Consider the following 26,357-nt stretch of genomic DNA (forward strand, 5'->3'; position numbering starts at 1 on the left):
CTGCTGCTCCCGCGCGTTTAAGCCCCGAGAACGATGTTGGCGGCGCTTTCCTTCAGCTCGACACCGAAGGCGCGCTGGTACTGTTCGGCCACCAGCGTACGCTCGAGTTCGTCGCACTTGTTGAGGAAGGTCACACGGAAGGCAAAGGCGACATCGCCAAAGATTTCCGCATTTTCCGCCCAGGTGATGACCGTACGCGGGCTCATCACGGTCGACAGATCGCCGTTGATGAAGGCCGAACGGGTCATGTCGGCAATACGGACCATCTTGGAGATCGTCTCGCGGCCCTCGGCGGTCTTGCCGAAGGATTTGACCTTCGCAGAGACGATGTCGACTTCCTGCTGGTGCGGCAGGTAGTTCAACGTGGTGACGACCGACCAGCGGTCCATCTGTGCCTGGTTGATCTGCTGCGTGCCGTGATAGAGGCCGGTAGTATCGCCCAGACCAACGGTGTTGGCGGTCGCGAACAGGCGGAAAGCGGGGTGAGGACGAATGACGCGGCTCTGGTCGAGCAGGGTCAGGCGACCGGAACTCTCCAGCACGCGCTGAATGACGAACATCACGTCCGGGCGGCCGGCATCGTATTCGTCGAACACGAGAGCGACATTGTGCTGGTAAGCCCAGGGCAGGATGCCGTCCTTGAATTCGGTGATCTGCTTGCCGTCTTTCAGGACGATGGCGTCCTTGCCGACGAGATCGATACGGCTGACATGGCTGTCGAGGTTGACGCGCACGCAAGGCCAGTTCAGGCGGGCTGCGACCTGTTCGATATGGGTCGATTTACCCGTGCCGTGGAAACCTGAGACCATGACGCGGCGGTTATGTGCAAAACCGGCGAGGATGGCGAGCGTCGTGTCGCGATCGAAAAGATAGTCGGGATCAAGATCCGGAACGTAAGGGTCGCTGTTGCTGTAGGCCGGAACCTTCAGGTCGGTATCGATGCCGAAAACGTCTCTGACCGAAACGGTCGTGTCGGGAAGATTGGAAATATCAAGATCAATTTTGCTCATCACCACTCCATGCCGGACGGTCCGTAGCCCGGCAGCAATCCTATGCTGCATCCTGTTCGTTACGGCTTAGCAGAAACCAGACTGTTTCAACAACTGATATGCTTGAATTACCGCGCGAAAACGTTCTTCCGATCCGCGATCGCCGCCATTGGCATCGGGGTGATGCTTTTTGACGAGTTCCTTGTAGCGGCTCTTGATCTCCGCAGACGTTGCACCTGCTGTCAGCTCCATCGTCTCGAAAGCCTTTTGTTCCAAGGTCTTCAGCTTGCGTTCCTGCGGGAAACGCGGACCACCGCTGGCGCGCCCCTCGCGCACGAAACCGAACGGGTCTTTCAGGCGGTTATGACTGGCGGCACTTCCCGAACGCATGGTCGCGTGCAAGGGCGCGTCCTTCACGTCCTTGTTGACACCAACCGACCACGTCGGGCGATGACCGGTGATCGCCTCCTTCTGGTAGCGGGCAATCTCGCTATCCGACAGGCCGGAGAAATAGTTATAGCCCTTGTTATAGTCCTTCACATGTTCGAAGCAGAACATGAAGAACTTGCCCTCGGCATTGCGGCCTACAGGGGCACGATGGGCGCCCGGCTTCTCGCACCCGTCCCACTGGCAGGTCGGCGCCTCTGGCGCAGCTTCCTGCTTTCGGTTCCGGCGCGTCCGGATACGGTCGAAATATTTTGAATCGAGGTTCATCAGACGCACATTATGGTCTGCACAAAGGAAGAGGACAAGAATTGACAAATCCCTTTGCTGCTGGTTTCTGGAGTGCCCTTTCAAGCTGCTTCGGAGCAAAATCATGACCGCAAAAGCCCGCATCGAAGCGAGCCTCACACATGCCCTGCAACCGGAGCGGCTGGACGTGATAGACGAAAGCCGTCAGCACGCCGGCCACAAGCCGGAGTTTGCCGGACAGGACGGCACTCACATGCGCGTGCGCATCGTGTCGAAAGCCTTCGAGGGAAAGAGCCGCATCGAGCGGCACCGGATCATAAATGATATTCTTAAGCCCGAACTTCAAGCCGGTCTGCATGCTTTGGCAGTCGAAGCATCAGCACCCGGCGAGCCGACCCGCTGGTAACAATCGCGCGAGCGCTATTTACTGGATTGGCGCGACCGCCGGCCGGATACGCAGGCGGGTGATGCGATTCTTTTCGCGCTTCAGCACGATGAAACGCTTCTCATAAAAAGTGAAAGCCTGCCGCTCTTCCGGGATCAGTTTCGATTCGTGGATGACGAGGCCGGCAATCGTTGTCGCTTCCGTATCGGGCAGGCTCCAGCCAAGCGCACGGTTGAGATCGCGGATCGACACCGAGCCATCGACGATGATCGAACCATCCGCATCCTGTCGCACGCCCTGCAGCGAAGGATCATGTTCATCGGCGATATCGCCGACAATTTCCTCGATGATATCTTCCAGCGTGACGATGCCCTGCATCTCGCCGTATTCGTCGACAACCACAGCCATATGCACCTTGCGGCGCAGAAAGGCGTTGAGCTGATCCTTGAGGCTGGTCGTATCCGGCACAAACCAGGGCTTTTGCGCGACCTTGACGATATCGACCGTCTCCGGTCGCACATCCGGCTCGGACAGTGCCCGCAACAGATCCTTAGCGTGGATGACGCCAACGATGTTTTCCGTCGAACCACGCCAGACCGGCATGCGCGTATAGGGGCTTTCCAGCACGGTCCGAACCACCTGCTCCGGTGGATCGGCAGCGTTGATGGCGCGCATCGCCATGCGATGCACCATCACGTCGGACACTTCGAGTTCTTCAAGACCGAAAAGGCCACTCAGGCGATCACGATCCTGCTGATCGAAATTGCCCTCACGATGCACTTCGTCGAGAGCTTCGTGCAGGTCGTCATGAGAAGCGAGCTTGAGCGTCGAAAGGGTCAGTGTCGTGCCCGTCGCACGCAGCATGCCGCGTACGAGAGCATTGACGAAGCGTGACCTGAACCCTTTGTTCGACGTCATCGTGCCTTCTGCAACTCCAGGAAGGTGAGGACTTCCGACGCCGCCACGTCATCGGCCACATAGGACTGGCCAATGCCACGGGTGAGGATGAAGGTAAGCTTGCCGCTCTTGACCTTCTTGTCCTGTGCAATCGCTTCCATCAACCGTTCGACCGGCAACGCCTCGCCCGGAATATCGCTGATACGCGTCGGCAGACCGACGGCTTTCAGATGCGCCTCGACACGCTCGGCATCATCGGGGCTAGCCAGGTTCAGGCGCGCGGAAAAACGATAGGCCAGCGCCATGCCGATGGCGACACCTTCGCCATGCACGAGACGGCTGCTGTCATACTGCGTCGCCGCTTCTAACGCGTGACCAAAGGTATGGCCGAGATTGAGCAGCGCCCGGCGTCCATTTTCAAATTCGTCCTCGACAACGACATCTGATTTCGCCTGGCAGCTGATGGCGATCGCCTCGGCGCGAGCAGGGCCACCGGAAAAGACTTGCTTCCAGTTCTTTTCCAGCCACTCGAAAAAGTCCGGCTTGTCGATCAGTCCGTATTTGGCAACTTCGGCATAACCAGCACGGAATTCGCGTTCGCTCAGCGTGTTGAGCGTATCGGTATCGGCAAGAACCAGATCCGGCTGATGGAAGACGCCAAGCAGGTTTTTGCCGTGGCGCGAATTGACGCCCGTCTTGCCGCCGACCGAACTGTCGACCTGCGAAAGCAGCGAGGTCGGGATCTGCACGAAACGCACGCCGCGACGCACGATGCCGGCAGCGAAACCGGCCAGATCGCCGATCACGCCGCCGCCGAGCGCGATGATCGCATCATTGCGCTCGATACGGGCCGCCAGCGCCATATCGCAGACGGCAGCCAGATGATCGAGGCTTTTGGTCTTTTCACCGGCCGGCAGCGTAAGGGAAGCGACCTCGATACCATCCGTCTGCAACGCATCCGTCAACGCTTCCAGGTAAAGCGGAGCAACATTTTCATCGGTGACGATGGCAGCCTTGCGGCCCTTGATGCGGCTGGTGATCTCACCGCCCGCACGTCCGATCAGACCGGGACCGATCAGGATGTCGTAAGCCCGTTCGCCGAGGGGTACATGAACAAGTTTCTCGGCCACCTGCGAAGAAGACGTCGTCATTTCAATCACTTTCCAATGCTGTATTACCGGCCGCGCGCAGAAAGCCCCGCGATGGCAGCCAGCACATTATGCGCCATGGTTTCCTTGCGCACGTCGGCTGACTCAACCGTCAACTCGGCTTCCTCATAGATTGGATAACGCTGGCTCATCAGGTTTTCGAGCGTCTGTTTGGGATTTTCCGTTTTCAGAAGAGGCCGGGTATCCCGTTTGCGCACACGGTCCCACAAAAGATCGAGATCGGCACGCAGCCAGATCGACAGGCCACCCGCCTTGATATGCCCACGCGTCTGCTCATTGATAAAGGCGCCGCCGCCAGTCGAAATGACACGCTGCGACTGATGCAGGAGACGCTCCATCACGCGCGCTTCCAGCGCACGGAATTCGGTTTCGCCGTAGGTGGCAAACAATTCAGAAATCGTCATGCGCGAAACCCTTTCGATTTCGGCATCGGTATCCACAAAAGGCAGGGCAAGTTGTTGCGCCACCAAACGACCAATCGCCGACTTGCCGGCCCCCATCAGACCGACGAAAATCAGGCTGCGGCCGCCGAGTGCTTCGCGCGCCCTGTCGCTCAGCGACGGCGCTACCGTGAGCGCCTCGGGCATAACAAGATCGGTCATTGCCGGGTGTGCCTGTTCCTTGGGGTCTTCCATAGAAAACCCTATCGACAAATGCACCGGCAGCGTCAAGGCTTGTCACCTGAAAGATGCAACCGAGGCAACTGCACAGCGCGACGCAGCAAGCCTGCAACGCGGAGATAAAATCGAATATCGAACGCCCGAACGCCAAACGATCGCGGCTTGCCTTGCTGCAAGGCTTTGCTCATAAAGGGCCCAATCAAACGGAGCCACGCATGCCCACACTCTTCCGGTTTCTCTTCATCCTGGCCGTCATCGCGGGGGTGATCTACGGAAGCATGATGGCGCTGGTCCTGCTGGTGCAACCAAAGGAGCGCGACGTAACCGTGCGCGTACCCTCCGAACGCCTGAACCCGCCGGCGCCGACAGCTCCGGCACGACCTTGAACACACTGGACCGGGCATGATGGATCTGTCTGGCGCACATCTTGAAGCTTTTCTCGAGATGATGAGTGCGGAGCGAGGCGCCGCCGCCAACACGCTCTTATCCTATGAGCGCGATCTCACCGACCTTCGCGAATTTCTCGGCAAGAAACAGACGCTCGTGCTTGCTCAGAGCAATGATCTGTCCGGTTATCTTGCGCATCTTGGTCGTCAGGGTTTTGCCGCCTCCTCGCAGGCAAGAAGACTGTCTGCCATGCGGCAATTCTACAAATTTCTGTACGCGGAAGGTCTACGCGGCGACGATCCGACTGCCATTCTTGATGCCCCGAAGAAAGGCCGCTCGCTGCCGAAAACACTCAGCGAAGATCATGTCGGCAAGCTTCTGGCCCAGGCAGCAAGCGAGGCGGAAGATCCCTCCCCCGGCCGGCTGTCGCGGTTGCGCATGCTGGCGTTGCTCGAACTTCTTTATGCGACGGGCATGCGTGTCAGCGAGCTTGTCTCACTTCCTGCGCGCGTGCTGGATCAGGAGGGCCGTTTCCTGATGATCAAGGGCAAGGGCAACAAGGAAAGACTGGTGCCGCTGTCACGTGCCGCAATCGAAGCGATGCGGGTTTATGGCGCAGCCAAGACGGAAGCCGCCGCACGCCAGAAGGAAAAAACCGAAGAAAGCCCCTGGCTTTTTCCCTCTTCCGGCAAGGACGGATTTTTGCCGCGCCAGGTTTTTGCCCGCGATCTGAAGGATCTGGCCATCCGGGCAGGCCTGCCTCCCTCGGCAATTTCCCCGCACGTGCTGCGCCATGCCTTTGCCAGCCATCTTCTCGCCAATGGCGCAGACCTGCGCGTCGTGCAGGAACTGCTTGGCCATTCGGACATTTCCACCACTCAGATATACACACATGTTCTGGAAGAAAGACTTCGTGAACTGGTGGAAACGCATCACCCTCTTGCAAAACAGGCCAAAAACCGGGATTAGAGCGGTCAAAAGCGCGGCCATCCATCAGCCAGCAAGATCGGAAAACGGTTCTTATGCAGACTTATCTCGATTTCGAAAAACCCATCGCGGATCTCGAAGGCAAGATTCACGAGCTGAAAAAGCTCGCAACCGAAGACGAGAGCATCGATACCTCGGACGAGATCGGGCGCCTCGAAATTCGCGTTCGTGAAGCGATCCAGGATATCTATTCCAAGCTCACCGCCTGGCAGAAGACACAGGTCGCGCGTCATCCGCAGCGTCCGCACTTCGTCGATTATGCCGCTGGCCTGTTCACCGAATTCACGCCGCTCGCCGGCGACCGCACCTTTGGCGAAGACGCCGCCATCCAGGCAGGCCTTGCCCGCTTCCGTGGCCAGCCCGTTGCGCTGATCGGCCAGGAAAAAGGTCACGACACCAAGTCTCGCATCAAGCACAATTTTGGCAGCGCCCGGCCGGAAGGCTACCGCAAGGCGATGCGTGTCATGGAAATGGCCGACCGCTTTGGTCTGCCGGTGATTTCGCTGATCGACACCGCCGGCGCCTATCCGGGCGTTGGCGCTGAAGAGCGCGGCCAGGCGGAAGCGATCGCCCGTTCGACGGAAATGTGCCTTGGCCTGAAAGTGCCGATGGTGTCGTTGGTGATCGGTGAAGGCGGTTCCGGCGGCGCGATCGCGATTGCAACCGGCAACAAGGTCTACATGCTCGAACATTCGATCTATTCGGTGATTTCGCCGGAAGGTGCGGCCTCTATCCTGTGGCGCGACAGCACCCGCGCCCGCGAAGCCGCGACCAACATGAAGATCACCGCTGAAGATCTCAAGGGCCTCGGCGTCATCGATGAGATCATTGCGGAACCGCTGGGCGGCGCCCATCGCGAGCCGGAAACGGTCATCAATGCCGCCGGCAATGTCATCGAAAAGGCGCTGGCCGAACTCGGTCAGCTTTCCGGCGAGGAAGTGCGCAACGCACGCCGCCAGAAATTTTTGGCGATCGGACGTAATCTTTAAACGTCGAAGCGACCGGAAAACCGCCGCATTGACAGTCACATTGCTATGCTAGACCATGCCGGTCGCTTGATTTGCGGTCGGCATCGTCGTATGCGGTTAAGAAGATGTAAAGATTACCATTCTATTGAGAGTGGATAAGGAAGCCGGTTTTCGCCTGCTTTGTTCGTGTCGTTAGCAATACGTGGTTGTCCGTGATGCGCCTGAAACACATCGCCCTCGCCCTTCTCGTCGGCACGGTTTTGACCGGTTGCAATGACACGCTGGATTCGGCGTCGACCGTCGATATATCCAAGGTCAAGAACAAGGTCGAACAGCCCCTGTCGTCACGCATCGTTGCCGAGATGCAGGCTAAAAACATGCCGCGCACCTCGCCGATCATGATCCGCATCTTCAAGGAAGAAGGTGTGCTCGAGATCTGGAAGGCGAAGGCGGACAACCGTTTCGACAAGCTGACCAGCTACCAGATCTGTGCATGGTCCGGCAAACTCGGCCCCAAGGTGAAGGAAGGCGACCGCCAGGCGCCGGAAGGCTTTTATGGCCTGACACCGGCGCACCTGAACCCGAATTCCAAATATTACCTCGCCATCAACACCGGCTTCCCGAACCGTTATGACGCCGCCAACGCGCGCAGTGGTTCGAACCTGATGATCCATGGCGCCTGCTCGTCGTCCGGCTGTTATTCGATGACCGACGAGCAGATCCTCGAAATCTACGGATTTGCCCGCGACGCCTTCAAGGGCGGCCAGACTTCCGTGCAGATGCAGGCCTTCCCCTTCCGCATGACAGCGGAAAACATGGCTCGCCATCGCAGCAGCGAACATTTCGAATTCTGGAAGATGCTGAAGGTCGGCTACGACAATTTCGAAGTCACCAAGCGTCCGCCGGAAGTGAATGTCTGCGAGAAGAAATATGTCTTCAACCAGCAGGCCAGCGGCGGTTTCACGCCGGGTGGCGCTTGCCCGACCATGTCGACGCCGCCGGCGCTTAACGTGGCGCTGTCTTCCTACGAGAAGAATTACGATCTCGCCTACACCAAGGCCATCAACAAGCTTGACGGCATGGTCTGGTACGAGCCGAGTGAAGCTGAACGCAAGGCGGTCGTTGCCGACAAGCGTAAGGGCCGCGAACTGGCTTATGCGCCGACCGGCTCTTCACTGGAAGCCGGCAAGCTGATGAAGCAGGGCGAGTTCGAAAAGATGATGGCGTCGCGCATGGGCGGTGGCTCCAAGCCGGCCGGCCCGCTCGTTGCATCCGCTCCGGCAGATGGTTCGGCAGGCGCGCAGGCAACGCCGCGCACCAGCGCTGCCGCCGTGATGGAAGCCGAAGCGCAGAAGCGCCGTGGCGCACCGGCCGTTGCCGACACCGCCATCGCGCAGACCAACACTGCGGCCAAGACCGCCCGTGACGGCACAACCACGACCGGCGCAATCCCGGTTCCGGCACAGAACCCACTGGCTTATGCGCAGGCCCCTGCCCCCGAGCCGGAATCCAAAAAGCCGTTCTGGAAGCTCTGGTAGTCGCCCGCATGGGCGATACCGGCACCGTCTATGATCTCCGAGGCCTGAAATGTCCGTTGCCGGTGCTGAAAACGCGCCGGCGCATGAAGGACATGCGCGTCGGTGACGATCTCCTCATCGAAACCAGTGATCCACTGGCCGGCATCGACATCCCGCATTTTTGCCGGGAAGAAGGCCATACCGTCCTGTCCTCAGAGAAGACCGAGCACGGTCACCGTTTTCTGATCCGCAAAGGGACTGTGGCCTGAGTCTCAGAGTTTCAGGCCAGGCACGGCGAGCGGATTATCCTCCAGTGCCACACGATCGGGACGATCCACCCGCGGTTCGCCGGTAAAGGCGGCAAAAAGATCCTTCACGAAGGCTTCCGGCATGCCTTGGGTAATCAGCACCATGCGGGTGCGACGATCGCTGCCCTCCGGCCATTTTGCCAAGCGTTCCGGCCTGTGAAAGATGCTCTGCACGCCATGCAGAACCAGCGGGCGATCCGGATTGTCCGACAGCGCCACGACCGCCTTCATGCGCAACAGTTTTTCACCATGCGCCGAGCGCAGCAAATCGACGAACATTTCGATTGCCATCGGCGAGATCGGCTTGTCGTGGATCATCGAGAAGGATCGGATATCGTCACCATGCCGGTTCACATCATGGTGGTGGTCATGATGTGAATGCTCGTGCTTATCGTGCGCGTGGTGCTCGTGATCATGATGGTGGTGGCCGTGATGATGATCATGACGGGCATGATCATGGTGATCGGTCGCCATCTCGTCGCGCAGCCAGCGGCCGACATCGGCAATCTTGGTTTCCGGGTCATAGAGACCATTGGCAAGGATCACCGCCGTACCCGCATCGATACTATCGCCATCGATCATCGGTGCACGCGGATTGAGCACCGCAAGCCGCGCCTTCAGCGCTGCCACCACATCGGCATCGGCCATGCCCTGTTTGGAAATGATCAGCCGGTCAGCCACTGCCGCCTGCTTTACCGCTTCCGGGTGACGATCGAGCGTGGACAGGCCATTGACGGCATCGACCACGGTAATCACGCCGTCGAGTTCAAAATTCTGGGCAATGACCGGATTGCCCATCACCGATTGCATGACCGGCGCCGGATCGGCAAGGCCTGTCGTTTCGATGACCACGCGTCGGATCGGCTGCAGCTTTTTCGTCTGCACCTGGTCGATCAGCGTCGCCAGCGTGTCCACCAGCTCACCGCGAATGGTGCAGCACAGGCAACCATTGGACAGTTGCAGCAGTGTATCCCTGGAGGATTCAACGAGCAGATTGTCGATCCCCACCTCGCCGAATTCGTTGATGATGACGGCCGTGTCCTTGGTCGCCGGATCTTTCAGGATACGGTTGAGCAGGGTCGATTTGCCGGCACCGAGAAAACCGGTGAGGATGGAAACCGGAATACGGTCGCGCAGGATGGACATGGGCATACTTTCTGGCTGGCTTGTGAGGCCGCGGCCAGATCACCGCAATCAGAAAGTGCTCGGACGCGGGATCGGGATCGGCACGTTGGCGAACTGTCCTGCGCCGGTGGTCGATGCAACCGCTTCCGTCCCGGCCATGGGAACGGCGGGGGTATAGACGATCGGGTGCGACAGTTCGCGAATATAGGGTGAATGGGTGATCATGCGGCCTGCCTCGTCGCGCGTTTCACTGCGCATCTTGGCGGCCTTGGGGTTACAAATCTCGGCGCTGATATTGTTGACTTGCGCGGTGTCGCCATAAGGCGCCAGCGAGCCGAGCGGCGTGCCCTGATTGGGCCCGGCCGTCAGGCCTGCCTGCAAAAGATTGGCGGTATCATCGGCACGGCCGGCAAGGCTATCGGAACCGAGTACGACGGTGACGACCGAACGCCCATTGCGGGTCGCCGAGCCGATCTGGTTGAAACCCGAAGCGCAGATAAAGCCGGTCTTCATGCCGTCGGCACCATCGAAACGGCCGATCAGCATGTTGAAATTGGCGTATTGTTTCTTGCCGACATCGATACCTTCGATCGAGAAATAACCGGCATATTCCGGAAACTCCCGTTTCAACTGCACCGTCAGGATCGCAAGGTCACGCGCCGTCGTATACTGGCCCTCGCCCGGCAGACCGTGCGGGTTGATAAACCGCGTCGAATTCATGCCGAGCCTTGCTGCTTCGGAATTCATCATCGCCACGAACTGCTCGTGCGAACCGCCGACGGTCTCGGCCACGGCAACCGCCATGTCATTGGCGGACTTTACCAGCGTCATCTTCAGCGCATTGTCGAGCGTCAGACGGGTGCCCGCCTTGAAATACATCTTGCTGGCAGGCTGGTCGGCCGCCCGCTTGCTCATCGTCACGACACTATCGAGGCTCAGCCGTCCACCCTTGATGGCGCGAAAGGTGACATAAGCCGTCATCAGCTTGGTCAGCGACGCCGGATACCATTTGCGGAACGCTTCGGTATGGCTGATCACCCGACCGGTGCGCACATCGACCACCATTTTCGGATTGGCCATCGCCACCGAAGCAAAACCGGCGGACAACACCGAAAAAGCCATCAGGGCTCCGATCGATCTCGATGCGAGCGGCAGAGCAGTTTTCGCTTTATGCAAGGGGTCGTCCTCGTACAATCTTGGGCGTGACGAGCATGGCCGTTATTCGACCACTATGGCCTAGCAATGGCAAAGATCGTTGATTCCGTCAATTCCGCAGCGCAATATGGTATCGGGAGTCACATACCGTGCAGACAAGCGAAATGGATACCGGATGCCGATCTTGAACAGAGCCGCCGAAATGCAGGATGAAGTAACCGGCTGGCGCCGTCATATCCATGAAAATCCGGGAATTCTGTACGAGGTCGAGCATACCGCCAATTTCGTCACCGAAAAGCTGAAGGAATTCGGTGTCGACGAAGTGGTGACCGGCATCGGCCGCACCGGCGTGGTCGGCATCATTCGCGGCAAGAACCCCGGCAGCCGCACGATCGGTTTTCGCGCAGACATGGACGCTCTTCCGCTGACCGAAATCACCGGTGCCGAATGGGCGTCCAAAACCGCCGGCAAGATGCATGCCTGCGGCCATGACGGCCACACCGCCATGCTGCTGGGCGCTGCGAAATATCTGGCCGAAACTCGCAATTTCAGCGGTACGCTGGCAGTGATCTTTCAGCCGGCCGAAGAAGGCGGTCGCGGTGCAGAAGCCATGGTGAATGACGGCATGATGGAGCGTTTTTCCATCAATGAAGTTTATGGCATGCACAACCGTCCAGGCATTCCGCTTGGTCAGTTCGCCATCCGCAAGGGCGCCATCATGGGCGCGCCGGACAAGTTTTCCATCACCATTACCGGCCGTGGCGGCCACGCCGCCGAACCGCACAACACGGTCGATCCGATCGCCATCGGCGCGCAGATCGTCAGTAACATCCAGCTGATTGCAGCACGAAACATCAACCCGCTGCGCTCGGTCGTCGTCTCCGTCACGCGTTTTCAGGCGGGCACGACCCACAACATCATCCCCGAAACGGCGGAACTCGAAGGCACGGTGCGCACGCTCGATGAATCAGTGCGCGATTTTACCGAGGAGCGCCTGCGCCAGCTGGTGGAAACCATCGCATCCGCCCATGGCGCGACGGCAACATTCGAATACGAGCGCGCCTGCCCGGTGACGATCAACCACGATACGGAAACGCTTTATGCGGCCGAAGCCGCCACAGCCATTGCCGGTCCGAAAAACGTCGATGCCGACACAGATCCGATGATGGCCGGCGAGGATTTTTCCTTCATGCTCAACGCCCGCCCCGGCGCATTCATCTTCATCGGCAATGGCGACAGCGCCGGCCTGCACAACCCGGCTTACGACTTCAACGACGAAGCGATCGCCCACGGCGTTTCCTTCTGGGCGAAGCTTGCGGAACAACGGCTGACCGACTGACGCGACACAAGACGCCTTCGCCATAAAAGGGGCTTGGCTTGCGGCCCGGCCTTTTGTATGGATGACTTTGAGTGGTCCCGTAGCTCAGTAGGATAGAGCGCGAGATTCCTAATCTCGAGGCCACTGGTTCGAATCCAGTCGGGATCACCATTCCTCTTTTGAATTGCGAACTTATCGCCGCCGCACATGCTCCATGCGGAAACCAAGGCCGATCAACCGCCCCGCCAGATGCGACAGCAGCGGAAAACGCGCGATGCCGCGAATAAAGGCCGGCGGGCCTTTGCGTTTTTTCTCGTTTCCCTGATCCGTGCGGCGTGAACTTCGCATCATCAGCTGCAATTTTTGCGTGGCGCGGGTCGGAAAACTGCGGCGCGCCTCGACGGCCGCCAGATCACTGTCGGCCAAACCACCGGATTTCAGCGGTTCGGCCAAGAGATTGCCGGCAGCCACCGCATCCTGAATGGCGAGGTTCACACCCACGCCACCGATCGGCGACATCGCATGCGCGGCATCGCCGATGCACAATAAACCTGGACGCCACCAGCGTTTCAGCCGGTCGATCCGCACCTGCAGCAGGCTGACGTCATCCCAGTCAATAATCTCCCGCATGCGCTCAGCCGGCAGCGGCGACGCCGCAATCACCGTCTCGCGAAACGCCTCGATGCCCCGCACCTTCATTTCGGCAAACGTGCCGCGTCGGATCACGAAACCGCATTGCCAGTAATCACCGCGATCGATCAGCACAAAACCCTGCCGCGGTCCGGCATGGCCCATCGTTTCGTTCGGATCGCCCGGCTGTTTGGACAGTTTCATCCAGACGACTTCGCTCGGAGACCCAAAATTCTCGACCTCCAGACCGGCCTTGGCACGCACCACCGAATTGCGGCCATCGGCACCAACAACGAGGAGCGAGCGAATGGACAGCGATCCGTTCGGTACTGTTGCGGTCAAACCAGCGACACGCCCCTGCTCTTCGACAATCTCTTCCACACGCGCCTGCATGATCAGCCGGAAATTCGGGTAACGCGCTGCCTCGCGGCTCAAAAAGTCCAGAAACTCCCATTGCGGCATGAAGGCGATAAACTTGTGATGCACCGGAAGTTTCGAGAAATCGGCAATGGTAATCTGCTTCCCCGCAATCTCAGCCGACAGTTTTGGTGCCTTCGTATGCGGCAGTTGCAGGAAATCCTCATCGAGTCCCAGTTCGCGCATCACTTCCAGCGTCGAGGGATGGATCGTATCGCCACGAAAATCGCGCAGGAAATCCTCGTGTTTTTCCAGAACCACAACATCGACACCTGATCGCGCCAGCATCAGGCCAAGCATCATCCCGGCCGGGCCGCCGCCGACAATGGCGCAGGTGGTTTCTATCTGTTCGGAAAATTCGGAATTGATGGTGGTCATGCCGCACCTTCTACCGCCGGCATGATCCGATCAAGCCATTGCTTTGTCACGCCCGCTTGCCGCGCCGAAAACCACGGGACTTGTGACCACGCCCATTCGGCGATAGACCGGCCGACATAACAAGCAGGCGGACAATTCATGGCATCGGCGCAGCATTCGCGTTCCATCACCGTTCTCGGTTCCACGGGCTCGATTGGCGTCAGCACGTTGGATGTGGTCAAACACCTCGGTCGCGAGACGTTTGAAGTGGCGGCGCTGACAGGTAGCAGCAACATTGCCCTGCTGGCCGAACAAGCCCGCAACTTTAATGCAAAGCTAGCGGTGACGGCCGATGCAAACCGTTACAATGACCTCAAGGACGCACTTGCCGGAACCGGTATTGAGGTTGCGGCAGGCCGCAGCGGTCTCATTGAAGCGGCCGAGATGGATGCCGGCCTTGTGATGGCGGCAATCGTCGGTACGGCGGGCCTTGCCCCGACGCTGGCGGCGGCGAAACGAGGCGCCGATATCGCGCTTGCCAACAAGGAATGCCTGGTGTCCGCCGGCGATCTTTTTGTCGAGGCGGTGAAACAGGGCGGCGGAAAACTGCTGCCGGTGGATAGCGAGCACAATGCCATCTTTCAGGTTCTGGAAGAAAACCAGCGGCATGCGCTGGAGCGGGTGATCATCACCGCCTCCGGCGGGCCCTTTAGAACTTACACGCTCGAACAGATGGCCGGCGTGACCGCTGATGTCGCGCGCGCCCACCCGAACTGGTCGATGGGTTTAAAAATTTCAATCGACAGCGCCTCAATGTTCAACAAGGCGCTGGAGATGATCGAGGCAAAACACCTGTTTGGCCTTGCCCCCGAACAGGTGGAGGTGATCGTACATCCGCAATCGATCATCCATTCGATGGTGGGCTACACCGACGGCTCGGTTCTGGCGCAGCTCGGTTGCCCCGACATGCGCACCGCCATCGGTTACGCCCTGCAATATCCGCAGCGCGCCAGTCTACCCATCGAACGGCTGGATTTCGCAAAACTGTCGCGGCTGGATTTCGAGGCTCCGGACGAGACCCGTTTTCCGGCCTTGCGACTGGCACGGCTGGCCATGACGCGGGGAGGTGTTCAGGGTGCGGTGCTGAACGGTGCCAAGGAAGTGGCGCTCGAAGCGTTTATCGCCGGACGCGCCGGATTCCTGACCATGGCCGACCTCACAGAAAAGGTCATGATCGAGCTTTCGACATTGCCGGCGGCATCCAGCATGGACGACGTTTTTGCCGCCGATACCGAGGCCCGCCGCCTTGCCGCCCAGCACATCGGCTAACCAAGCTCCGTGTATCCACACAACAAAAAGGCCTGATCAGCAATGACCAGGCCTTTCGTTTTTATCGATGCCTTGATGGCCTTATGCGACGTGGCGAGCCAATGCGCAGCGCGACCACAGCTGATGCAGTGAATCGACCAGATGTTCGAGATCGGCATCGGTATGCAACGGCGTCGGCGTGATGCGCAGGCGCTCGGTCTTGCGCGGCACGGTCGGATAGTTGATCGGCTGTACGTAGATGCCGCAATTATCCATCAGCAGATCGGAGATCCACTTGCACTTGGCGGCATCGCCAACCATGACCGGCACGATATGGCTGGGGTTGGGCATATGCGGAATGCCCTTGGCATCCAGCATGGACCGCAGCTTTCGCACACGTTCCTGATGGCGGGCGCGTTCGAACTGGCTGTTCTTCAGATGACGGATCGAGGCGATCGCACCGGCGGCCAGCGCCGGCGGCAAAGCCGTCGTGAAGATGAAGCCGGAGGCGAAGGATCGGACAAAATCGCAAAGCGCGGTCGATGCGGTGATGTAACCACCCATCACGCCAAATGCCTTGCCGAGCGTGCCTTCGATCACCGTCACGCGGTCCATCAGGCCTTCGCGCTCGGCAATGCCACCGCCGCGCGGACCGTACATGCCGACCGCGTGGACTTCATCGAGATAGGTCATCGCGCCGTATTTGTCGGCGAGATCACAGATTTCCCTGATCGGCGCGATATCGCCGTCCATGGAATAGACGCTCTCGAACGCGATCATCTTCGGCGCATTCGGGTCGGCAGCAGCGAGCTTGGCTTCCAGATCGGCAAGATCGTTGTGTTTCCAGATCACCCGCTCGCACTTGGCGTAACGAATGCCTTCGATCATCGATGCATGGTTCAGCGCATCGGAGAAGATGATCATGCCGGGGATCTTCTGGCCGAGCGTGCCGAGTGCTGCCCAGTTCGACATATAGCCGGAATTGAAGATCAGGCCGGCTTCCTTGCCGTGCAGGTCTGCGAGCTCGCGCTCCAGAAGAACGTGGTAGTGGGTGGTGCCAGAAATATTCCGGGTGCCTCCCGCACCCGCGCCACAGTGATCTATGGCTTCGTGCATGGCGGCAAGAACGGCGGGGTGTTGGCCCATACCGAGATAATCGTTGGAACACCAGACGGTGACATCCTTCGTACCATCAGGCGTGTGGTGCGTCGCGCGAGGAAAACTTCCGCGCTGGCGCTCAAGGTCTGCAAACACGCGGTAGCGGCCTTCCTGATGAAGTCCGTCCAGCTCGTTCTTGAAAAATGCCTCGAAATCCATGTCAAACTCCAGAACCTGCACTTTTGTGAGTTCTGCCTTTTCTTCCGTCAACCCCAGCAATGTCTAATAGAGGACACTGCGGCAAATGGCCCACTTTTTTGAACTGTTCTAGTCAAACGATAGAGAGGCCATACGCCCCTGTATTGATCGATGTCAAATTTTGACGAATTGCATTTCGTGAGGGGCTTCCAGAACGGATCGACCACATCGGTCTGGACATATATCCGTCGAATCCTATTCTTATTCGCGACGATGCTGCTCGCGGGATGCGGTGAGAGGCGAGATCACTCCCTGCAGCCGTCTTCAATGAAGTGGAGAGAGTTATGAAAAAACTGATGGTCCTCGCTCTGGCCGGCCTGTCGCTGGCAGGTTGCACCCAGACTGAAAAGGGCGCCGGCATTGGCGCTGCCTCCGGCGCCGTGATTGGCGGTCTGGCAACCGGCAACGTTCGTGGTGCTGCAGTCGGCGGCGCGATCGGCGGCGTCGCCGGTGCCGTGATCGGCAATGTCTCGGAACAGCCCGGCCAGTGCTATTACCGAGACCGCTACGGCCGCCGTTACATCGACAGTTGCCCGCGCGGCGGTTATTGAGCCGATAGGACAGCCATTAGAATCAGAGCCCGGGGAGCAATCCCCGGGCTTTTTTCTCGTCTGCGGTCCACCGCCCGATATTGAGGCTGTTCGCCGCAGATTGGTGAAAATCAATCTCAAATCACACTATCTGGCTTAGCGAGCGGTGGCCGTCAGGCGCTGCGCATATCCGCCCGGAATGGCAGCACAAACGCCACTCCAAGGAAAGATATCGCATGAACGCCAGCCCATCACACGAGCAGATTAGTGCGGCAGAACCCGTCGCCCACCCCCACGCAACACATGGCAACCCAGCCGTGGTCGGCCTCGCAGGCTTCGGCATGACCACCATCCTTCTCCAGTTTCACAACGTCGGATGGGCTTCGCTCGGCCCCGTCATCTGGACCGGACTGATTTTCGGTGGCCTCGCCCAACTCATCGCCGGCCTGCATGAGGGAAAAATCGGCAATAATTTCGGCTATACGGCATTCACCTCCTATGGCTGCTTCTGGATCGCGCTTTGCCTGATCCAGATCGGCAATGCGACCGGTCTGTTCCCGGTCAGCCATGCCGATATCGGCTGGTTCCTGGTTATCTGGACGATTTACACCGCTGTCATGACACCTGGAGCAATGCGGGCCAATGCGGGGTTGGGCCTCGTCTTCATCACTTTGTTGACCGGTTTCATCCTGCTCGTCATCGGCCATTTCGGACCGGCAGTCTTCAATGTTATCGCCGGATATGAATTGATGCTCTGCGGCGTGCTGGCTCTCTATGTGATGGCCCACACGATCTATAAGGATGCCTTTGGGCGCGACGTCCTGCCCGTTGGCAAGCCTATGATCGGCTGAGAACACAGACCGCGTCCTCGATGGGTGACGCGGTCCACCTGCCCCAAAATGCGAGGCGATTGAGCAACACCTAACGCCCAACGCCCCTGAATTTTTTACGGAAAGATTCGACCTGGCTCATTAAAAGACATATGTTGCCCCTGTTTTTGCGAATAAATTAGCATCTGAGACAAACGGCAAAGACCGGTGAGGGCGTAAACATAAAAGCACTGCAGAAACGCCTCCATTCGGCACCGGTCACCCGCTTTGCTTACCGAGGCGCAACCGTACTGGCGCTCGCATTGGCGACGACAAGCTTGCCTGTGCTTGTTCCGGAGGCGCATGCCCTCAAGATTTTCGGACTGACATTGTTCGAGGGCGACAAGGACGAGGTCGAGGTGATCGACCCTGTGAAATACGATGTCACCTTCCAGGCCGCGAATGCTGACAGCGACCTCGAAGAACGGCTGGAAAATGCCGCATCTCTCGTCACCGACAAGGACAATCCGGTCTCCGGTGATCTCGGTATCGTCATCAAGGCCCGCGAGGATCGCGACCGGCTTGTGGCGGTACTCTACGAGGAAGCTCGATACGGCGGTATCGTCAACATCACCATTGACGGACAGGATATCGACCGGTTGCCGCCCAATCCCACATTCGATCGCAGCAAGCCGGTGCCTGTTACGGTTTCGGTCGAACCGGGCCCTGCGTTCACGCTCGGCAAGATCACCATGCTGGGCGACACCGCCGGGCTTGATCCGGCAGAATACGATCTCGTTCCCGATGGCAAGGCCGGATCACGCCTGATCATCAAGGCAGGTGAAACGATCGTTCGCGACCTGAAAAACCAAGGCAAACCGCTGGCCGAACTGACAACGCGCGAGGTCGTGGCGGATCATTCCACCAACAAGGTGGACGTGACGCTTGACGCGCGTGGCGGCCCGGTCGCGCCATTCGGCAGCGTGACGGTGAAAGGGGCGCGTGCGGTCAATCCGGATTTCATCCGCCGTTATTCGCGCCTCGATCAGGGCAAGCAATATTCGCCGGATCAGATGAAGAAGGCAGCCGATCGCCTTCGCGAACTCAGCGTGTTCTCCAGCCTGACCATTCAGGAAGACAAGGCGCTGGCGCCGGATGGTTCCATACCCCTCTCTATCGAAGTGTCGGAAGGCAAATTCCGCTATTTCGGTTTTGGTGCCGAATATTCATCGCTCGATGGCGGTGGCCTGTCCGGTTACTGGGGTCATCGCAACCTGTTCGGTCAGGCTGAATCGCTGCGTGTCGAAGGAGAGGTTTCCGGTCTCGGCTCGACTGAGGGCACCGATGTCGGCGATCTCAACTATCGCGCCGGCGTCTATTTCAAGAAGCCGGGCATGTTCCTGCCGCAGGTCACGTTCGATGCGAGCGTGGAAGCAAAGACGGAAAACTACGACACCTACGACGCCGAATCGGTCACGGCACTCGGCCAGTTCACCTATGAACTGACGGATCAGGACAAATTCACCGGCGGCGGCGAAGTCGCCTACACACAGACACACGATGTCTACGGCGACAACGATTACCTGACTTTCAGCCTGCCGGTCTCCTATGAACGCGACGCGCGCGACAACAAGCTCGACCCGACCGAAGGTTATTACGGCACTCTTTCGGCCAAGCCGAGCTACGAGGCATTGAACGGGACCGTGTTTTCGTCATTCGAAGGTTCGATCTCAGGCTATCTCGGGCTCGGTCAAGAGGATCGCGTCGTCCTTGCCGCCAAACTCGGCGCAGGAACTCTGGTCGGTGGAGATGGTTTGGCAAGTATACCGGCCACAAGACGCTTTTATGCAGGTGGTGGCGGATCGGTGCGAGGTTATTCCTATCGCGAAATCTCGCCTTACAACAGCGATGACGAAGCGCTTGGCGGGCGCTCATACATGTTAACGTCTTTGGAAGCGCGTATAAAAATTACCGACTCGATCGGAATTGTGCCGTTTTTGGATGTCGGTACGGTAGCGACCGAAATCGTGCCCGATTTCTCGGATATCCGCATGGGTGCCGGGATAGGACTTCGTTATGCGACACCTTTCGGGCCGTTACGTATCGATTTCGCGCTGCCGCTTGATCGATATGAAGGTGGCAGTTCATACGGCATCTATGCAGGCATAGGGCAGTCGTTCTAAGAGAATGCAGCGAGCCCGAAGGGCAAGTGGAAAGGTCTGATCGCGTTCGATGACAGTATTGTTTCGCCTGATGAAGTGGGTCATGCGCGCCGTCGCCGGTGTCGTTGCGATTCTGCTCGTCCTGGCCATCGCCGTTATCCTGTTTGTCGGGTTGGTACCCGTCGGCGGACGTATGGCCGCAGACACCATTTCGTCACTTGTTTCGACCCCCGACCAGACAGTTAAGATCTCTCGTCTGAAAGGCGTTTTGTCCGGCCGCCTGCGCATCGAAGGTGTCACCCTCGCCGACCGAGAAGGAACCTTTGGCGAAATCCGGAACATCGCCGTCGACTGGTCGCCGCTTGCGCTGCTGACCGCGAAATTCCATGCCGAACGGATTGCCATCCAGTCCATCTCTCTGACCCGTTCGCCGATAGAGAGCGACACGCCAGTCGAGACGACAACGAACAGCGGCAGCGGATTTTCGCTCCCGGTTGAATTGAAAATCGACCGGCTTGAGCTTCCCGACATCCGGCTTGCCGAAGCCCTTGCCGGGCGCGATTTTTCCATTGCCGCCCATGGCGCGATTGATGCGACATCGGAACGGGTTGGCCTGAACTTCGCGGCCCATCGCCAGGATCTGCCGGATGCCATGGCAAAGGCCGATATCGTCTACGCTCCTGCACAGAACGAACTGAAACTTCAGGCGTCAGTGGCCGAACCACAGGGTGGCCTGATCGCCCGCCTGCTCCGTCTGCCCGGCAATCCCGCAGTGGCCATGGCGCTTGACGGCAGCGGCCCGCTGTCCAATTGGACCGGTCAACTGGATGGCAATGTCGACGGTGCCCCCGTCATCAGCATCAACGGCAAACACACGCTCACCGACACCGGACGCCATCGTTTGGAACTGACGGGCGGCGGCCAGTTGCAGGAAATGCTGCCGCCGGCAGTTCGACCCTTCTTCAGCGGCCTGACGGCCATTGATGTCGCCACACGCTTCGGCGGCGGAGATCGTATCGACATCGACAAGGGTAATATCAGCACCGGCACCGTAAAGGTTTCGGCTTCTGGCGCGCTCGATCAGAAGGGGGACAACAGCCTGACTGCCAGCGTTGCCGGCGCCAACGGCCCGATCGCCATCAACTGGCCGCTGCAGCAGAACCAGCAGGCTCGCCTTTCGATCGACAATGTCAATTTCACGCTGACGGGCGCGGCAACTTCTGCCCGCTTCAATGCGACGGCCGCCATTCGCTCCGCCGACCTGCCGCAGGGCCGGTTCGAGCAGGTTCGCCTGCAGGCTGAAAGCGAGGATCTCGATCTCGTCGAGCGCGCCGGCAGCATCCGTAGCCGACTTACCATCGCGCGTGCAGCCTTCACCAATTCCGACTTGGACCGTGTCCTTCGCGCACCGTTGACGCTGGATGCTCCGATTCGCCTTGCACTTCCGGCGATCGGCCTTGATGCAGCAACGCTTGAAAGCTCCAATCTCAACGGCACGATCAGCGGCGCTTACGATCTTTCCAAACAGGCTGTCACCGGCAATATCCGCATGACAGCAAACCCGGCCGCATTGCCGCCGGCACTTTCCGGAAAGTTTTCGGAATCGATCGGCGCCGAAGCCTATGTCAATGCTGTCATCGGCGGACGGATGGCGTTGGAAAACCTGACGATCCGCTCCGGTACCATCGATGGTCACGGCAATATCGTCATCGAAGACCAGAAGATCGATGCGCGACTTGCCGGCCGCATGCCGGATATCGGCAAGTTCCGACCGGATGCCAAGGGCGCCGCCGGTTACGACATTGCCGCAACCGGTCCGCTTTCCGCCATGAACGTCAAGGGCGTGATCAATTCGGCGGAAGCCCGCGTCGCCGGCCGCCTGATCGAAGCCTTCAGCGTCAATGTTGACGGCACCGCAGACCCCGCATCGCCCCGCGGCCGCATCGGCCTGAACACTCGTATCGATGGCAAGCAGATCGATGCAGGTTCGGATGTCGCCTATGTCAGCAATCGCCTGTCGACATCGAACATGCAGGTCAATGTCGGACCCAACAAGCTGACCGGAGCGCTGGATTTTTCGCAGCAGTTCCTGCCGCAGGGCAATCTTGAATTCGATTTCCCGGATCTTGCACTTCTCGCCTCGTTTGCAGGCCAGCAGGCACAGGGCGATTTGAAGGGTACGGTCAATTTCGTCAATGCGGGAGAAACGCCTTCAGTCGCCATCAAGGCAACCGGCAATTCGCTCGCCCGCGGTGGTATTACCGTTGCATCACCATCGGTCGACATGACGCTGCCGGACATCAGGGCACTGACCGCCGAGGGCACCATCCGGGCCGCCAGCATCGGCGTCGGCGCGCAGACGCTGAAAGATGTCGCGCTCGGCATTTGCCGCAACGATGCCGCCACGCTGTTTGATCTATCTGCCCAGTTCGACGATGCACCGCTTTCGAGCGCCGGCTCGCTGACGCCGAGCGAACGTGGCATGACGGTCGCCATCGACCGCTTCACGGCGAAACCGCGCGGCATCGACGTGGCGCTGGCTCGTCCTTCGCAGATTGCCATTGCAGACGGCGCTGTGGCTCTGTCCGCACTCACCATCAATGCCGGCAATGGTCGCGTGGTTCTGGACGGTCAGGCGGGCAACAATCTTAATCTTACGGCAACCGTGACCACGCTTCCGGCAACGCTTGCAAATGCCTTTGTCCCTAATATCGATGCCGCCGGGGCTATTACCGGCAAGATCGAGGCAACGGGAACCGCGGCGGCACCGGTGGTGCGCTACGACCTGCAATGGAGTGATGCGCAACTTCGCCAGACAAAGGCCGCAGGCGTTGCACCTTTCCTGATCGAGGCCAATGGCCAGCTTCAGGATAATATCGTCACGCTCGGCACAACGCGCCTCACCAATCCAGACGGCCTTTCGTTCAGCGCAAATGGTTCCGTAGGCCTGAAGGATGGCGGTCCCGGCCTGAATGTGAATGCAGAGATCGGTGCGCTGCCGGCAAAGCTTGCCAATGGATTTCAGCCCGACCTGGATGCAGCCGGCACTATTTCCGGATCGGCGAAGGTCACTGGCAGCCTTTCGGCGCCTGTGGCCGTTTTCGATCTTTCGCTTCGCGACGCAGCCGTCAAACAGACCCGACAAGCCGCCATCGGTCCACTTGCCGTCACTGTCGAGGGAAGGTTTGAGAACAATCGCGTCGTGCTCGACGACCTCTCCGGCTCCGGCCAGGATCTTGGAGTCGCGGCCAAAGGCTGGCTCGACCTTGCCGGCGACCGACCGCTGGCAATCGAGGGCAGCATTTCCGCTCTGCCCGCAAAACTCGCGAACGCCTTCAGTCCGAACCTCAATGCGGCAGGCTCGATCTCCGGCACGGTCAATGCCACCGGCAATCTTGCCGCTCCCAGTGCTGTCGTTGATCTCACCGGCAGCAATCTTGCGATCGGAACAGGTCCAACCTCGTTGAGTGGCCTTCAGGCTCGCCTCAAGGGACGGCTCGAAAATCAGGCAGTGACGCTGGAGACAGCCGATCTCACCGGACCACAGGGCCTGTCATTGACCGCACGCGGCAATGCAGCCTTGTCCGGTGACCGCAAGCTGGATGTGACCGCCAACCTCGCTTCCGTTCCGGTCGCGCTTGCCAACGTGTTCCGTCCCGACCTTGAAGCCAGCGGCGCCGTCAACGGTTCCGTGACGGCTTCCGGAACCATCGACAAGCCAAACCTCCGTTACGATCTCGGCACCACCGAAATCGCGACACGCCAGACACGACAAGCCAATGTTTCTGCCCTGCAGATGAAGGCCAAGGGCAATTTCGAGAACGGCACCGCAACACTTGAAGAGACCAGTCTGACCGGCTCGGGTGGCCTGTCCGCCTCGGCAACCGGCCGCGTTGTCCTGAACGGAGCCTCAGGCGCTCCTGCTATCGACGTCAATGCCGATATTGCTGCCCTGCCCGCAAGCCTCGCCAACGGGTTCGTCCCCGGCCTTGATGCTGGCGGTATCATTGCCGGCAAGGTTACCTCCACCGGCACGACAGAAGCACCGGCCATTCGTTATGACCTGCGCTGGAACGATCTTGCTCTGCGCCAGACACGCGCCGCAGGTTTGCAGGCCCTTCAGTTGAATGCTGCAGGAACATTCGAAAAGGGCGTAGCCAATCTTGAAAGCGTCAAGCTCTCCGGACCGTCAGGCGTAGCGCTAGATGCGAAGGGCTCCGTCAGCCTAGTGGGCGAACGTCCGCTCGACGTAAGCGCCAATGTCGCATCACTGCCGGCAAGCCTTGCAAACGCCTTTCTCCCGGGTATCCAGACCGGTGGCAACATCACCGGTTCGGCAACGGCGAAGGGCACGATGGCGGCACCAGCCCTCCGTTACGACTTGCAATGGAATGATGCGGAAATCCGCCGTCAGGGCGCGGCCGGCATTTCCGGCATGAACCTGAAGGCAGCCGGCAACTTCGAGAACAACACGCTGAACCTGGCTGAAACGCGTCTCACCGGCCCGCAAGGCATGTCGCTGACGGCAGGTGGTCGTGTCGTACTCGGCGGCAAAGCTGGACCTGTTCTCGACGTCAATGCAGATATCAATGCGCTGCCTGCAAGCCTTGCCAACGGCTTTGTGCCGGGCCTCGATGCCGGCGGCAAGATCACCGGCAAGATCACCGCGCTCAATAACGCCTCCACCCCAGGCGTGCAGTTCAATCTCGCCTGGGATGATGCAGCCGTCGCCCAGACCCGCTCCGCCGGCCTTGCCCCCTTCCGCATTGCCGCCAATGGCCGTTTCGAAAACAACACCGTCACCGTCGATACTCGCCTTTCCGGTCAATCCGGCTTGGCCATTTCCGGAAACGGTTCTGTTGGTCTTTCCGGCAACCGCCCGCTCAACATGAAGATCAATGGTGGCGTGCCCTTCGCACTTCTCGGCGCGCAGCTTGCCGGTCAGGGTTTTGTGCTCGAAGGCAACGGCAATATCGATGTGAATGTCGGCGGGACAGTGACGGCACCGCTGGTCACAGGTTCGGCCAGCACATCCGGCGCGCGGCTGATCGATGTACGCCGCAACCTTGCTCTTGAAAACCTTGCCGCAAACATTGCCTTCAACCGCGATCAGGCAACACTCTCATCGGTCACTGCGAACCTGTCGACCGGCGGCACCGTTTCCGCACAGGGCACGATCGGCATCAATCCGGCAGCCGGCCTGCCGGCCGATCTGACGGTAACGCTTGCCAAGGCCACTTACGTCGACGGCCAGCTTCTCGCTTCGACCGCAGATGGTCAGTTGACGGTCAAAGGCCCACTTCTGACCAATGCCATCCTCGGCGGCCGCCTGAGCCTGTCGAAAACGTCCATCACCGTTCCGGCCAAACTTCCGTCCTCTCTGGCTGAACTCAACATCAAGCAGAAGAATGCGCCGGCCGATGTCCGCCGTCAGATGGCGGAAATCCAGCCCAAGGGTGGCAGCGGCAGTTCTTCGGCTTTGGGCCTCGATCTCGTCATCAGTGCGCCCAGCGGCATTTTTGTGCGCGGTCGCGGCATTGATGCGGAGCTTGGCGGCGAGTTAAAGGTAACCGGCACTTCGGCAGCGCCGAATGTATCCGGCGGTTTCGAGATGCGCCGTGGCCGCATCATCATTCTCACCAAGCGTCTGGACTTCACCGAAGGCAAGATCACCTTCGGCGGCGGCCTGATCCCGGTTCTGGACATGGAAGCCAATACCAGCTCGCAGCAGACCACCATCACGGTCAATGTGGTGGGTGTCGCCAACGACCCGGATATCAGCTTCTCCTCCTCCCCTGCCCTGCCGCAGGACGAGGTTCTGGCCCGCCTCGTCTTCGGTCAGTCCATGTCAAAGCTGTCGCCGTTGCAGATCGCCCAGTTGGCGGATGCCGTCAGCCAGCTGGCCGGCGGCGGCTCCAACTCGCTGCTCGATACGCTGCGCGCCAATCTCGGCGTCGATGACCTCGACATCAACACGGATTCAAGCGGCCAGACGACTGTCTCGGTCGGCCGCTATATCAACGACCGCACCTATCTGCAGTTGGAACAGGGCGGCAAGGCCGGTGCACGCGCCACCATCAATCTGGACGTCGGACGCGGCGTAAAGCTTAAGGCCGGTGCCGGCGGCGATGGCGGTTCGGCCGGTGTATTTTACGAAAAGGAATACTGATCGGGTCCGGTTATCCATCAGTACCGGCTAACCGGCTGATTCCGCGCCGCCTTTTGGCGGTCGGTTTAGATTTAAGAAATACTCTTCCCCTACAGTAATCT

At 59.4% G+C, this 26,357-nt stretch carries 20 protein-coding genes, 1 tRNA gene and 1 pseudogene; 13 read left to right on the forward strand and 9 right to left on the reverse strand.

Annotation, left to right across the window (positions count from 1 at the left end; genetic code table 11):
- Positions 1-17: 17 nt before the first annotated feature.
- Together cobS and GAO09_RS17525 are read right to left on the reverse strand one after the other, a co-directional pair.
- Positions 18-1,010: a cobaltochelatase subunit CobS gene (gene cobS / locus GAO09_RS17520; RefSeq protein WP_153355334.1), complete on the reverse strand. Its 993-nt coding sequence runs from the start codon at positions 1,008-1,010 to the stop codon at positions 18-20.
- A gap of 66 nt (positions 1,011-1,076) precedes the next feature.
- Positions 1,077-1,703 (reverse strand): J domain-containing protein, encoded by a 627-nt coding sequence (locus GAO09_RS17525; RefSeq protein WP_153355336.1) that lies wholly within the window; start codon positions 1,701-1,703, stop codon positions 1,077-1,079.
- 103 nt (positions 1,704-1,806) lie between these two features.
- Here GAO09_RS17525 and GAO09_RS17530 point away from each other — a divergent pair, with 103 nt between their 5' ends.
- Positions 1,807-2,088, forward strand: coding sequence for a BolA family protein (locus GAO09_RS17530; protein WP_153355338.1), 282 nt, complete (start codon positions 1,807-1,809; stop codon positions 2,086-2,088).
- 18 nt (positions 2,089-2,106) lie between these two features.
- Here the strand turns inward: GAO09_RS17530 and GAO09_RS17535 are convergent.
- The 3 genes and pseudogenes from GAO09_RS17535 to GAO09_RS17545 all read right to left on the reverse strand — a co-directional run.
- A pseudogene (locus GAO09_RS17535) lies at positions 2,107-2,961 on the reverse strand (HlyC/CorC family transporter); the annotation flags it as partial.
- Between the two features lie 20 nt (positions 2,962-2,981).
- Entirely contained in the window at positions 2,982-4,115 is a 1,134-nt protein-coding gene (aroB, locus tag GAO09_RS17540; RefSeq protein ID WP_153355342.1) for a 3-dehydroquinate synthase, read from the reverse strand.
- Between the two features lie 23 nt (positions 4,116-4,138).
- Positions 4,139-4,735, reverse strand: a complete 597-nt coding sequence (locus tag GAO09_RS17545; RefSeq protein WP_153355344.1) for a shikimate kinase — start codon at positions 4,733-4,735, stop codon at positions 4,139-4,141.
- A gap of 233 nt (positions 4,736-4,968) precedes the next feature.
- Here GAO09_RS17545 and GAO09_RS29685 point away from each other — a divergent pair, with 233 nt between their 5' ends.
- From GAO09_RS29685 to GAO09_RS17565, 5 genes are all read left to right on the forward strand, one after another.
- Positions 4,969-5,139: a hypothetical protein gene (locus GAO09_RS29685; RefSeq protein WP_209018751.1), complete on the forward strand. Its 171-nt coding sequence runs from the start codon at positions 4,969-4,971 to the stop codon at positions 5,137-5,139.
- A gap of 16 nt (positions 5,140-5,155) precedes the next feature.
- Entirely contained in the window at positions 5,156-6,109 is a 954-nt protein-coding gene (gene xerD / locus GAO09_RS17550) for a site-specific tyrosine recombinase XerD (RefSeq protein WP_153355346.1), read from the forward strand.
- 53 nt (positions 6,110-6,162) lie between these two features.
- Positions 6,163-7,116 carry an acetyl-CoA carboxylase carboxyltransferase subunit alpha gene (locus tag GAO09_RS17555; RefSeq protein WP_153355348.1) on the forward strand — a complete coding sequence of 318 codons (954 nt, stop codon included), beginning with the start codon at positions 6,163-6,165 and terminating at the stop codon, positions 7,114-7,116.
- A gap of 194 nt (positions 7,117-7,310) precedes the next feature.
- The gene (locus tag GAO09_RS17560) at positions 7,311-8,633 is read left to right on the forward strand and encodes a L,D-transpeptidase family protein (protein WP_153355350.1); all 1,323 of its coding nucleotides are present in this window, start codon (positions 7,311-7,313) and stop codon (positions 8,631-8,633) included.
- Between the two features lie 8 nt (positions 8,634-8,641).
- A complete protein-coding gene (locus tag GAO09_RS17565) occupies positions 8,642-8,881 on the forward strand; it encodes a sulfurtransferase TusA family protein (RefSeq protein ID WP_153355352.1) in 240 nt (79 codons plus the stop codon).
- Between the two features lie 3 nt (positions 8,882-8,884).
- Here GAO09_RS17565 and GAO09_RS17570 read toward each other — a convergent pair whose 3' ends face one another.
- Positions 8,885-10,066 carry a CobW family GTP-binding protein gene (locus GAO09_RS17570; protein ID WP_153355354.1) on the reverse strand — a complete coding sequence of 394 codons (1,182 nt, stop codon included), beginning with the start codon at positions 10,064-10,066 and terminating at the stop codon, positions 8,885-8,887.
- A gap of 48 nt (positions 10,067-10,114) precedes the next feature.
- The gene (locus tag GAO09_RS17575) at positions 10,115-11,167 is read right to left on the reverse strand and encodes a D-alanyl-D-alanine carboxypeptidase family protein (protein WP_153355356.1); all 1,053 of its coding nucleotides are present in this window, start codon (positions 11,165-11,167) and stop codon (positions 10,115-10,117) included.
- A 208-nt stretch (positions 11,168-11,375) separates the two neighbouring features.
- On the opposite strand from GAO09_RS17575, the gene GAO09_RS17580 reads away from it, so the two are divergent.
- On the forward strand, positions 11,376-12,539 hold the full coding sequence (locus tag GAO09_RS17580; RefSeq protein ID WP_153355358.1) for a M20 aminoacylase family protein: 1,164 nt from the start codon (positions 11,376-11,378) through the stop codon (positions 12,537-12,539).
- A gap of 73 nt (positions 12,540-12,612) precedes the next feature.
- Positions 12,613-12,689: transfer RNA gene (locus GAO09_RS17585), tRNA-Arg, on the forward strand.
- Between the two features lie 21 nt (positions 12,690-12,710).
- Here the strand turns inward: GAO09_RS17585 and GAO09_RS17590 are convergent.
- Positions 12,711-13,943, reverse strand: coding sequence for an FAD-dependent oxidoreductase (locus tag GAO09_RS17590; protein ID WP_153355360.1), 1,233 nt, complete (start codon positions 13,941-13,943; stop codon positions 12,711-12,713).
- A gap of 138 nt (positions 13,944-14,081) precedes the next feature.
- Between GAO09_RS17590 and dxr the strand changes: the two genes are divergently transcribed.
- The gene (gene dxr, locus GAO09_RS17595; RefSeq protein WP_153355362.1) at positions 14,082-15,251 is read left to right on the forward strand and encodes a 1-deoxy-D-xylulose-5-phosphate reductoisomerase; all 1,170 of its coding nucleotides are present in this window, start codon (positions 14,082-14,084) and stop codon (positions 15,249-15,251) included.
- Between the two features lie 81 nt (positions 15,252-15,332).
- Here the strand turns inward: dxr and hemA are convergent, their stop codons facing one another.
- Positions 15,333-16,547: a 5-aminolevulinate synthase gene (gene hemA / locus GAO09_RS17600; RefSeq protein ID WP_153355364.1), complete on the reverse strand. Its 1,215-nt coding sequence runs from the start codon at positions 16,545-16,547 to the stop codon at positions 15,333-15,335.
- 323 nt (positions 16,548-16,870) lie between these two features.
- On the opposite strand from hemA, the gene GAO09_RS17605 reads away from it, so the two are divergent.
- The 4 genes from GAO09_RS17605 (at position 16,871) to GAO09_RS17620 (ending at position 26,256) form a co-directional block, all read left to right on the forward strand.
- Positions 16,871-17,137: a YMGG-like glycine zipper-containing protein gene (locus GAO09_RS17605; protein ID WP_153355367.1), complete on the forward strand. Its 267-nt coding sequence runs from the start codon at positions 16,871-16,873 to the stop codon at positions 17,135-17,137.
- Positions 17,138-17,352: 215 nt separating this feature from the next.
- Complete coding sequence (locus GAO09_RS17610) at positions 17,353-17,967, forward strand: acetate uptake transporter (protein ID WP_153355368.1); 615 nt, start codon at positions 17,353-17,355, stop codon at positions 17,965-17,967.
- A gap of 209 nt (positions 17,968-18,176) precedes the next feature.
- Positions 18,177-20,108, forward strand: a complete 1,932-nt coding sequence (locus GAO09_RS17615; RefSeq protein ID WP_209018756.1) for an autotransporter assembly complex protein TamA — start codon at positions 18,177-18,179, stop codon at positions 20,106-20,108.
- Between the two features lie 49 nt (positions 20,109-20,157).
- A complete protein-coding gene (locus GAO09_RS17620) occupies positions 20,158-26,256 on the forward strand; it encodes a translocation/assembly module TamB domain-containing protein (protein WP_153355372.1) in 6,099 nt (2,032 codons plus the stop codon).
- The last annotated feature ends 101 nt before the right edge of the window (positions 26,257-26,357 follow it).

The organism is Endobacterium cereale (assembly GCF_009617585.1).
Lineage (GTDB): Bacteria > Pseudomonadota > Alphaproteobacteria > Rhizobiales > Rhizobiaceae > Neorhizobium > Neorhizobium cereale.